The following is an 11,704-nucleotide window of genomic DNA, read 5'->3' as shown; positions in this document are numbered from 1 at the left end:
AAATTTTCTATAGTAATAAGGGGAACGTGATATGTTATCTAGAAATATTAAATGAGCTTAGGTATAAATGGAGCATATGACTTAATTAAAAAGCTGTTATAGATATTATTGAAAGAAGATAATAGTGAATTAACTAATGATATTTACAACTGTATAGATAATGCAATAGAAAAGTTTTTTCAACATTATGGGAACAAATATGGAATAGCAACTGAAAGTTTTTTAGCACGTCAAGAAAATTATAATATTATTATAAATAGTATTTTTTATTCTGAATTAGAGCCACTAAAAAATAAAATTAATAGAATTGGATTTGAGAATATAAATGCAGATGATGAGGCTGTTGAATACTTTGTAGAATGTTTAAGTGATGAGATGAGAAAAAACTTTAAATTCAATAAAATATTATCTGAAAAAGATAGATTAAAAAAGATAGATGAAATATATGATATTGTTAGTAAAGATAACAAACAAAAAATAAAGAATTATATTAATTCAAATTTTACAATAAAATATGAAAATGGTAAGCAAATACCAGTAAAGAAGGGAACTCTGTATCACAAAAAATTTCAAAATGGTTCAGAACATAAAGTAATGATAGATGAAACTGGATATTATATAGAATCAAAAGACTTAAATGGCAGAATTTCATACTTTGATGTAGATTTTGATATGAAAATTAAATCTAGTAAATTTCCATATAAATTATCTGAATTTGAGCTTGTAATACCAGAAGAAGAAGTTATAGCTAAGTCGATATACTCAATACCTAATGGACATGGAGAAATTTATAATTTTAAATGGGGCAAAAGAGTTATTGCTGAATTTAATAATTCAGGCAAATTAACTGGACTACAAGCAGAAGTAAAAAGTCGTACAAATTATGATTTAAAAAAGATATTTATATTACCAAAGGAAGATGAAAAAAAACAAATATATGAATTGTAATAAGTATAGAATAATATGCAGAAATTTAAAAATCTATAATAGAATTAATGAAAGATGACATTTTGTAAAATCACAAGCATAAAAAGAGATAAGATAAATAATGTGACTTTTATAATTAACATTGAAAATATACACGTTAAATTTGTAGATAGACAAAAAGTAGTTTTTGTAAGTACAAAAGAATTGGTTGGTGAACAAATTTGTCAGATGATTATAAAAAAGTATATTCTAAAGAGAATTTAGTTAGGGCATGGAGGTGGATTAATTCAAATCCATCAGCTAAATATAAAAATTATTTTAGAGATTCATATACTGCATATGCAATCTCATTTGAAGAAAATATTAATGACTTACATGATAGACTAAAAAAAAATATATATACTCCTAATATACCATCAAAAGTATTGCTACCAAAGTCAATTTGTATTACAAGACCATATACATTGCTTACAGTTGAAGATCAAATTGTTTTTCAAGCATTTATAAATGTTATTGCAGAATATTATTCACAAAAAACGAAGCATAGATATAATAAGACTATATTTGGTAATTTATATGCGGGTAAACGAAGTGTATTTTTTTATAGAAAGTGGAATTTTGGATATGCAAATTTTAATAAATCATTAAAAAGAATTTATAAAAATGGGTACCAGTACATTGCCTCTTTTGATCTTACTGCTTGTTATGACAGTATAGACCATAAGGTTTTAAGTATACTATTAAAAAAGTATGGTTTGGATAAGGAATTTATAGATAAGTTATTAAGTATATTAAGTATATGGTCTACTAATCGTAATATATATAAAAGCCATGGTATACCTCAAGGACCTATGTCTTCAGGTATACTGTCAGAAGTAATATTATCATATTTTGATGAAAGCTATGAAAAGTTGAATAAAAGTAATGAGGTAAAATATTTTAGATATGTTGATGATATTAAACTTTTAGCTAGAGATGAATTATCTTTAAAACGTATGTTAGCCAGATTAGATTATAACTGTAAACAAGTAGGACTATTTCCACAATCATCAAAAATTGAGTTGCATAAAATTGGGGAAATCGCAGATGAAATTAAAAATATTAGTTCATTGGATGAAGAAATATTAAAATTGAAAATTAGTAGTGATTATAAACTAATTGAAAAAAATCTAATAAAAGTATGTAAAAATAATAAAGTAACTGATTTAACTAAATTTAAGATGTACTTATATAATGTTAAACCAAATTCTAAATTATCAAATAGATTATTAGATGTATTAGAAAATAATCCACAATTATTTGAATCAATATCGGATTATTTTAGAAGCTATGATATTAAAATATCAAATAAAATTATAGAACGTCTAATAGGAGAATTTGAAAAACCAGAAATTTATCAAATTATAAATGCAAGTTTAATTGATGCAATAAATAATAATTTATCGGAACAAAATAAACAAAAATTAACAAAATTTATAAAGAAAAGATGGAGACAAAGAAATAAAAAGCAATTAAATCCAGCTTATAGAAAGGTAATAATTTCATATTTACTTCAAAATAGTTTAATAAAGTATAAAGAAATCAAACAAATATTAAATGAAGAAAAGGATTGGTGGGTTAAGAAAACAATTATTAAATTTATTGATATAGAGCTAATTGGAGAACCATCATATATTGAACTTAATAAAATTCTTCTTAAAGATAAATGTGTTGATATTTCTTTATCAGCCTTACATGAAATCATAAAAAACAACTGCAATATTAATCCACCATATAATGATATTAATTATATAGTACAAAAGGCATTAAAATTTATTGGTATAATTAGCAGGTCTGCAACTAGGCCAAGCTTGATAGGAGATTTATTAAATTTTATTTGTAATAAAAAATTACCCAGTATTGATTGGAAAAGAATTTTTGATAAACAACATGATATAGCAGAAAATAAGATGGTGAGGGCTTATGCATATGTCCAAAATGATATGTCAGCATTTGTAAACATCATAGATGCATTTAATGATTTTTTATTAAATAAATTATATTTACATGATAGCACATTAGGATCATATACATTGGGAAAAATTGGTAGTATTACAAATAATAAAGGAACAAGGTTAGAAAAACAATACCCTAATTTATTTTTATTATGTAAGGAAATTCATAATAAAAGGTTAGAATGTGATTTATCTCATCCTATAATAAAGAGTACTAAGAAGTATACTAAACCTATAGAATATAAATATATTTATAAAGTTAGAAAGATTCTATACGAAGGTTACAAAGAAATTATAACAAAATGGTAAAATAAGGTATTGAATGGTGCTAAAGAATACAACGTGAAACATATTATAGTTTGAATTATGGTGTCAATATATTGCCCATGCTCAGATAAGTTTATTTGATAATACTTTAAGCAAAAATGATGTTGAACAAAATAAGACATAACATCAACAAGATAAAGAGGCGTATATACAAATTTAATCAATGATAATGAAAAAATATAAGCAAATAGTGTTGTAAGTTGTCTTCAAATATTTATTAAATTTCCCCACATAAGTTTAAGAAACCTTTAGTTTTTGGCAGAAGATAATAGTTGATAAATCTAGTAATACCAACAGTTACAGCAAATTATAGAAAGTTATTATATGACTTTAAACAAAACCATTGGTTGTGGGTTCAAGAGAAATCATATTGTCTGTGTCGTTTCAAAGATTTATCTAACTATTGGTAATTTATTTCATGCGCCAAATTTTACTTTTACTTATAAATAGAAAACATACTAACCCCTTAAAATATACGGGGTTCACCGTGCTCTCATTTTTGTTAATAAATAATTACTATGTATTTTTCACAATGCGAAATCGAAATTTTCTAAAATTTACTATCTAATTAGATTATACATGGTAATACCACTATAAAAATATAAAATGTAATACAAAAGTTTTATGAGCAAAATTTCATCACAAAAACTTTGTATTACATTTTTATTATTATTTATATTTTATAAAGAATCCATTTACACGTCTTCAACTCGTAATTGATCTTGCTAATGCTAAACTTCTAGTTGACAGAAGCAGCATGTTTATTTACTATATTCTTTCTTATAGTTGCTATAAATAGTTTTCAGGATAGTCCGGAAAACCTTTAATATTTTTTTATTTCTTCATTTATTAGTTTATTTACAATTTGAGGATTAGCTTTTCCTTTTGTTTCTTTCATTACCATACCTACAAGGAAACCAAGTACTTTAGTTTTACCGTTTTTATAATCTTCAATAGATTTAGCATTACTATCTAATACTTTCTTAACGACCTGTAGTATAGCATCCGTATCACTATTTTGTATTAACCCTTTTTCATTTACTATTGTTTTAGGTGATTTACCTGTGTTAAACATATCTACTATGACTTTTTTAGCAATAGCATTTGAAATTGTACCAGCATTAATAAGACTTATAAGTTCCGCTAATTGTTCTGGGGTAAATTTTAAATCTTCAACCCAAACAGCATTTTCTTTCATTATCTTTGAAATATCTCCCATTAGCCAATTTGATGCAGACTTAGCATCACCACTAATTTCTGCTGTTTTTTCAAAGAAATCTGCCATTGACATTGTAAGAGTTAATACTCCTGCATCATACTTAGGAATCTTAAATTGTTCTACAAATCTTTGTTCCTTTTCATATGGAAGTTCAGGTATAGTTTCTCTTATTTCTTCAATCCACTTATCATCTATATTTAATGTAACAAGGTCTCCATCTGGAAAATATCTATAGTCATTTGCACATTTTTTACTTCTCATGACTACAGTAACATTACTTGCATCATCCCATCTTCTTGTATCTTGAGAAAGCTTTTTTCCTGCTTCTATTGCAGTTATTTGTCTATTAACTTCAAAATTTATAGCTTTTTCTAATGCTTTAAAAGAATTCATATTTTTATCCGATGACTACCATCCGTAATACTTCCATCGCACTCTGTGAAAGCGACCAAAGTGGGAGATAACGGCTGATACGTCCCTGGATAACGATTTACCCTAAAGAACTCTGTTTATAAGAACATCATGTTTTGGAATATATAATGATACAATAATTTGTGATATTATGCAAATATAGAACATTAAATAATGTTAAATTATATATCTATATAGCTATAATCAAACATTATTCGTTTTAGGGGCTATATAATAAAAGTAATGAAGAATTGGAGGTGTTAAATATGTTCTTTTTCTTTTTTACCACTCCATATATAGCTATAATAGGGGATATAAAGGAATCAAAAAAAATAGTAGATAGGTATTATGTACAAGAAAAATTGAGAAAAGTTTTAAATGAGATTAATGAGTCTTATGTAAATGATATTTCATCAAAATTTATGATAACCTTAGGAGATGAATTTCAGGGATTATTATACAGTGGAGCCAATGTAATGAATATTATTTCAGAGATTGAAAGGAAAATGTATCCTGTAAAAATAAGATTTGGTATAGGTGTTAGTGATATAACCACACATATTAATAAGGAGATGCCATTAGGAGCTGATGGTCCAGGATATTATAAGGCGAGGGCTGCAATAGAATATTTAAAACAAAATGAGAAAAGAAAGCAAACTAACCCAGCCGATATCAGAATAGAAGTCGATGGTGACAATCAGTCAACTACATTAATGATTAATACAATATTGTCATTAATTAGTGTTATAAAAGAAGATTGGAGTGACAGACAACGAGAGATAATATGGGACATGTTGGAACATAAGGATAGTCAAACTAATGTTGCTAAAAGGCTAAATATTAAACAACCATTTAGGCCTAATACCAGCATAAGTATCACCAAGTGCAAAGTAGCATTAGAAAACCAGCGAAATAGTCATTTTCAAATTTAATCATTATTATTTTTTGTATTATTTAATTGCTTTTTTATTATTTCATCTAATTCTTCTTCAGATAAATTGCCTTTCAAATATTGCCTTAAAAGTTCTTCTTCATCATCAGTGACATATAACCCTGCCATTGCCTGCATAGTTTTAAGTGCTGAAATAAGGTATTCAATCCGTTCTTTGCTCTCACCCATAATAAACACCTTCTATTTAAATTTTTATTACTATAATTCTATTCATTAGCTTAACTAACCTAATATGGAATTTAACATTTTTTACTGAGACAAAGTGTAGTTTAGTAATATTATACCATTATATACTGTTTTAGTAAATTTATATATTGATATACCAATTGAAGGGTCATGTGTAGTAATAAGATGTTTAAGAAAATAATGGAACAGACCTCTCAAAATGCTATTCCAATAAGGATAGGAAGGCATTCTTCACGTAAAGATTCTGTTATTAGAGTGAGGTATAAAACTAATCACAAACGTTATTTGTAATTTATGGAATACTAAATTGACAGCATTGAGCGTGAGGGTGGCTCACTTTTAACGTATCAAGTGCTCTAACGGAGCATATTATTCATGCTTGACTTGAATAGTACTAAATTATAATAAAAATTAGAACAAATTGTCTCTTATTCATGGAAACGTTTTAATTTTTCGAATTTAGAAAAATACTAATATTGGAAAAATACTGACAATATAATATTATCAGATATAAGTAATAACAAGTAGGTGTTAGATATGTACAAAAGAACTTGTGAAATTATAAGAATCATATATAAAAGACCAAATAAGTTTGATATTAAGGGACTAGCACAACTCTTAAGTGTTAGCATAAAAACAGTACAGGCAGATATCCATGAAATCAATGAATATTTTGAGTCTAAAGAGATTGCTTCATTTGAAATAGTGGATAACAAGTTCTCTATAAAAAAAACCAATAAAGCTATATATGAGATACTTAATACACTTAGTTTTTATGATTATAAATTATCAAAAGAGGAACGGTTAGTTATAGAAGCTCTTTTACTTATATTTACTTCTGAACACGTCACTTTATCAAATATAGCTGAATTTATGTATGTATCTCGTTCAACAGTCATAGGTGATTTAAAATATCTAAATGATTATTTAAATGATTTTGGTCTTTCAACAAATACACAATTAAACATGGGGATTTGTATTAATGGTCCTGAAATAAATGTAAGAAATTTATTTGTAAGTATTTTGCTGAAGTATGGATATTTATACAGTTTGTTTTCCCATCAAGAAGGAACAGAAAATTTAAATGGCGAAGAAACAAAAGCTAATGCTAGAGAAAAAAATATAATTCTGCAAAACTTGACATCCGAAGTTGAAGGCTATTCAGAATTGCATTTAACAGAATGCTCGTTTAATATGCTAGTAAACTATTTTGGAATGGCAATTTTTAGAATGAAATCAGGTAAACATCTTAAAAACTATGAGCAAAAGAGTATAGATGCTAATAAAAAATTAATTGAGAGGTTATTTAAACTTGTTTGTCAGCATTTTAACCTTGTATACAATGAAAATGAATTGGAATATCTGAAAAATTTTTCTGTAAATTTAACATATTTGAAAAAAAACAACTGTATTGATGGTAGTAAGGAAATAGTGAAGATACAAACTATAACCAGATTATTTATCATGAATGTATCTAAGTCTTTAAATCGTCCATTATATAGAGACTACGAACTTTTTCAAAGTTTATCTAATCATTTAGAAAGGATATTTAATGACGGATTTATTAATTCCGCTGAATATGATGAGATTAATGTTATTCTAGAAAAATATGATGATATTAAAAAAGGTGTTACTGAAAACATAGAAATTATAGAACAATATGTAGATAGAATAATTACTGATGAAGAAATTTCATATATCGTTGTATATATATGTGCTTCCCTTGAAAAGATGAAGATACAAACAACTATGTGTAATGTAATTTTAATATGTAATAGTGGTATCGGAACAAGTCAGCTATTGAAATCAAAATTACTTAAAAGGTTTGATTTCAATATAATAAATGTTATACCTAAGCACAGATTAGGAGATTTACTAAGCAGTGAAGTAAACTTTATTATTTCTACTGTTGACTTAGAGGATGTTGATGTTCCATATATTAAGATTTCTCCTCAATTTACTGACAGCGATTTTCTCAGAATGAGAAAAATGATTGATGATTATGGCTGTATTAACTCTGTGAAATTTGATAAAAATGAATATTCAGATATTATTAGTAAGATAAAGCCTATAGTAAAAAATGATGATGAGTTACTTGATGTATTTAAAGAAAGCTTGAATAATTATTTTGCAAAAAAGAATAAGGTAGTTTTGAGTCTTTCAAATTTATTAACAGAAGAGTTTATCCAGGTAGATGTGGAAGCAGATACATGGCAGCAGGCAATAGAGAAGGCTTCAGAGAATTTATTAGAAAAAGGATATATAAATAATAATTATATAAAATCCATGATTAAAAATGTTGAACAAAATGGTCCATATTTTGTAATTTCAGAAGGATTTGCAATCCCTCATTCAGTTATTGATGAAGGGAGTAGGAGATTAGGTTTTAATTTAATTAGATTGAAAAATCCTGTGGTGTTTAATGCTGGAATTTATGACCCTATTAAATATTTATGTGTTATAAATGCTGTAGATAATGAAAAGCATTTAAAAGCATTATTTAACTTAGTTAATTTGCTTCAGATTTACGAATTTAAAGAAGCTCTAAATAAAGCAGAAAACAGTAAAGATGTAGCAAAGATTATAGAAGTATTTGAAAGAAGGATACAATAAAAGATTGGAGGTATTTAAATATGTTTTTTAGTGAAGAAATTGCTTTTTTTAATCAATCCTACAATAACAAGGAAGATGCCCTAAAAAAATTAGCAGATGAATTTTTAACAAAAGGTCTTGTGAAGGACACATTTTTCCAGGCTGTTATTGATAGAGAGAAAGGTTACCCAACTGGTTTAAACATAAATGGAATAGGTGTAGCTATTCCTCATACCGATGGAATTCATATAATTAAGCCTCAGATTGGATTTATGTCTTTAAAAGAACCAGTAATTTTTAAAGACATGGTAGATGATAAGCATGGAATAGAGGTAAATACCATTTTTATGCTTGGATTATTAAAATCAGAGCAGCAAATTGAAATGCTTCAGAAGCTTATTGCATTATTTCAAGATGAAGTATTATTAAAAAATGTTATAGCTTGTAAAAATATTTATGAGTTTAAGAACATAATGAAAAAAGCTAATATTGATTAATAATTAATTTTTTTAGGAGATGATTTTATGTTAGTTTCATCAAAAGAATTATTTAAGGTAGCAAGAAAAAATAATTTTGCCATACCATCACCAGATTTTGTAGATCAAAATTCTATTAAAGCCTATATAGAAGTTGCAGAAAAATTAAATCTACCAGTTATTTTAGCATATGCAGAAGCCCATAAGAACTTCTTATCCTTTGATGAGGCATTATATTTAGGTAAATACTATGGCGAAAAGACTAAGATTCCAGCAGTATTACATCTTGATCACGGTACTACTAAAGAATTAATAATCAGAGCTATAAATGAAGGATTTAAATCAATAATGATAGATGCTTCTATGGATTCCTTTGAGGATAATGTTAAAAAGACAAGAGAAATTGTTGAGTATGCTCATCTAAAAGGAGTAGTAGTAGAAGCTGAAATTGGTCATGTTGGTAATGGCGAGGATCATAGAAGTAATGATAACAGCGAAAGTATTTATACTACTGTTGAAGAAGCAAAGAAATTTGTTGAACTTACAAATGTAGACTCTCTGGCAGTGTCTATAGGAACTGCTCATGGAGTTTACAAAGGAAAGCCTGTTATAGATTTTGATAGATTAAAAGAAATTAGAAATGCTGTAAATACCCCGTTGGTACTTCACGGAGGTTCATCATCAGGAGATGATAATCTTGGAAGATGTGCTACTGAAGGAATAAGTAAGATAAATATTTATACTGATTTAGTGATTGCTGCATTTAATAAATCACAAAGTACTAAATCCAAGGATTATTATGAATTACGGGATGCACAAATGGAAGGTATGAAAGAATGCTTAGAACATTATTATGGTGTATTTCAGACAAAAAAATTCAAATAAGGAGGTGAGAAAATGAGAAAAATAGGGATACCATTTTTTATAGTTAATCCAAAATCATATTTATATGGAGAAGAAAGTTTACAACTTGCACTGGTTGCAGACAATCTTGCTGAGAAGTACGGCATAGAGATATTCTTTACTGCACCTTTTGCAGATTTAGCTAACATCAGGGCAAATACAAAGAACCTTAAAGTAACAGCTCAGCATATGGATTCATTAGTTCCAGGACGTGGAATGGGGTATGCGTTACCTGAATCATTAAAGGCAGCTGGCATTGAAGCAGTGTTTTTAAATCATGCAGAGCATTCTCTCAAATTAACTGATTTAGTAAAGACCATTAAAAGAGCAAAAGAACTGGAAATTATTACTGTCGTTTGTGCAGATTCTTTAGAAGAAGCTATAGCTATTGCTAAGTTAGATCCTGATATATTATTATGTGAACCTACTGATTTAATTGGAACCGGAAAGACTAGCAGTTATGACTATATAACTGAGACTACAACTAAGATAAAAGAAATTAATGAAAACGTTTTAGTTATGCAGGCGGCTGGAATAAGTTCTGGTGAGGATGTTTACCAGACAATAATTAATGGTGCTGATGGAACTGGTGCAACAAGTGGAATACTTAATGCTCCAGATAAATCAAAAAGATTAGAAGAAATGATACAGGCAATTGCTCAAGCTAAAAATAAAAAATAATATAATATAAAGGAGAATTGACATGGTAGTTTATAATGATGAATTAATTTTAAGATCAAATGGAAACAGAGTTTCATATTTTGAAATTACAAATAAAATAAGAGAAATTGTAGCTAAAAGTGGCGTTAAGAATGGAATATGTGTAGTAGTTTCACCACATACAACATGTTCGGTATTCTTTGAGGAATACTCTCATGATAGAAATTATACTGGAGATGAATACCTTCAGGTTGATCTGAATAATACATTTGAAAAGATTCTTCCTAGATGCTTAAGTGATGGTCAATACTATCATCCAGGTCCAGAACATACTGCATTTGGTGATACCTTAAGTGCAGAATATGTTCCAGACAGCGACCACAGAGCATTATTAAATACAGAAGCTCATTTAAAAGGAACTTTTATTGGCTCCAGTGAAACATTTATTATTCAGGATTCAAAGCTTCAAATTGGTGGAGTTGGCTACATTTACTTTGTTGATTGGGATCAGAACAGAGTAAGAGATAGACACTGCAAAGTTCAGATTTTAGGTGAATAGATTTTAAAGTATTTTATAATTGAAATAATGCTTATTAACCTTTGAGGAAATTATCTACAATTATAAAAACTTAATTGTGAGATTTCCTCAACTAAATTAAATAATTCTAAGAATAAGCAGACAGAAATTTGAAAACGATTACTGGATTGTGATTGAACAATATTTAAAATATATAAATAGAAAGGAAAGTGATACTAAATGAAAAGAATATTATTGGCATGTGGAGCAGGAGTTTGTACTTCTACAGCAGCAAGAGTAAAGGTGGAAAAAATATTAGATGATAACGGTTATAAAGGACAATATAAGGTGGATCAGTGTAAGATAGCTGAGGTACCATCTAAATCAACTGATTTTGACTTTGTTATTGCAACAACTATGAAACCAAATGGAGTTAAATGTCCATTTATAAATGGTATATGTTTCTTGACAGGAGTTGGAGTTGATAAAATAACTAAGGAAATATTGGAGCTCATGAAATAATTAAGTGAGGTGGAAATT

General features: G+C 27.5%; 11 protein-coding genes and 1 pseudogene. 10 read left to right on the top strand and 2 right to left on the bottom strand.

Annotated elements, in window-relative coordinates:
- The first annotated feature begins 108 nt into the window (after positions 1-108).
- The 3 genes from RH99_RS01010 to RH99_RS01000 are packed head-to-tail and all read left to right on the top strand — an operon-like array spanning position 109 to position 3,230.
- Complete coding sequence (locus tag RH99_RS01010; protein ID WP_010233171.1) at positions 109-948, top strand: hypothetical protein; 840 nt, start codon at positions 109-111, stop codon at positions 946-948.
- A gap of 54 nt (positions 949-1,002) precedes the next feature.
- A complete protein-coding gene (locus RH99_RS19110) occupies positions 1,003-1,191 on the top strand; it encodes a hypothetical protein (protein ID WP_010233170.1) in 189 nt (62 codons plus the stop codon).
- The gene (locus tag RH99_RS01000; protein WP_010233168.1) at positions 1,149-3,230 is read left to right on the top strand and encodes an RNA-directed DNA polymerase; all 2,082 of its coding nucleotides are present in this window, start codon (positions 1,149-1,151) and stop codon (positions 3,228-3,230) included. The genes RH99_RS19110 and RH99_RS01000 overlap by 43 nt, the downstream gene beginning before the upstream one ends.
- Before the next feature lie 841 nt (positions 3,231-4,071).
- Here RH99_RS01000 and RH99_RS00995 read toward each other — a convergent pair.
- Positions 4,072-4,866 (bottom strand): annotated as a pseudogene (locus RH99_RS00995) (Asp-tRNA(Asn)/Glu-tRNA(Gln) amidotransferase subunit GatB); the annotation flags it as partial.
- A gap of 278 nt (positions 4,867-5,144) precedes the next feature.
- Here RH99_RS00995 and RH99_RS00990 point away from each other — a divergent pair.
- Positions 5,145-5,810 (top strand): SatD family protein, encoded by a 666-nt coding sequence (locus tag RH99_RS00990; RefSeq protein ID WP_010233164.1) that lies wholly within the window; start codon positions 5,145-5,147, stop codon positions 5,808-5,810.
- Here RH99_RS00990 and RH99_RS00985 read toward each other — a convergent pair.
- Positions 5,807-5,998 (bottom strand): antitoxin VbhA family protein, encoded by a 192-nt coding sequence (locus tag RH99_RS00985; protein ID WP_010233161.1) that lies wholly within the window; start codon positions 5,996-5,998, stop codon positions 5,807-5,809. The two genes, RH99_RS00990 and RH99_RS00985, sit on opposite strands and share 4 nt — an antisense overlap.
- A 555-nt stretch (positions 5,999-6,553) precedes the next feature.
- Between RH99_RS00985 and RH99_RS00980 the strand changes: the two genes are divergently transcribed.
- The 6 genes from RH99_RS00980 (at position 6,554) to RH99_RS00955 (ending at position 11,686) form a co-directional block, all read left to right on the top strand.
- Positions 6,554-8,629, top strand: a complete 2,076-nt coding sequence (locus tag RH99_RS00980) for a BglG family transcription antiterminator (protein ID WP_010233158.1) — start codon at positions 6,554-6,556, stop codon at positions 8,627-8,629.
- Positions 8,630-8,649: 20 nt separating this feature from the next.
- Positions 8,650-9,105: a PTS sugar transporter subunit IIA gene (locus tag RH99_RS00975; RefSeq protein WP_010233154.1), complete on the top strand. Its 456-nt coding sequence runs from the start codon at positions 8,650-8,652 to the stop codon at positions 9,103-9,105.
- 27 nt (positions 9,106-9,132) lie between these two features.
- The gene (locus RH99_RS00970; protein WP_010233151.1) at positions 9,133-9,969 is read left to right on the top strand and encodes a class II fructose-bisphosphate aldolase; all 837 of its coding nucleotides are present in this window, start codon (positions 9,133-9,135) and stop codon (positions 9,967-9,969) included.
- Positions 9,970-9,981: 12 nt separating this feature from the next.
- Positions 9,982-10,668, top strand: a complete 687-nt coding sequence (locus RH99_RS00965) for a triose-phosphate isomerase (RefSeq protein ID WP_010233149.1) — start codon at positions 9,982-9,984, stop codon at positions 10,666-10,668.
- Between the two features lie 22 nt (positions 10,669-10,690).
- Positions 10,691-11,206, top strand: coding sequence for a YjbQ family protein (locus tag RH99_RS00960; RefSeq protein WP_010233148.1), 516 nt, complete (start codon positions 10,691-10,693; stop codon positions 11,204-11,206).
- Between the two features lie 198 nt (positions 11,207-11,404).
- Positions 11,405-11,686: a PTS sugar transporter subunit IIB gene (locus RH99_RS00955; RefSeq protein ID WP_010233147.1), complete on the top strand. Its 282-nt coding sequence runs from the start codon at positions 11,405-11,407 to the stop codon at positions 11,684-11,686.
- Positions 11,687-11,704: the final 18 nt, after the last annotated feature.

This window comes from Clostridium arbusti SL206 (assembly GCF_000246895.1).
Lineage (GTDB): Bacteria > Bacillota > Clostridia > Clostridiales > Clostridiaceae > Clostridium_I > Clostridium_I arbusti.
Note: the sequence above shows the minus strand (reverse complement) of the source record. Positions and strands in the feature narration are given on the sequence as shown.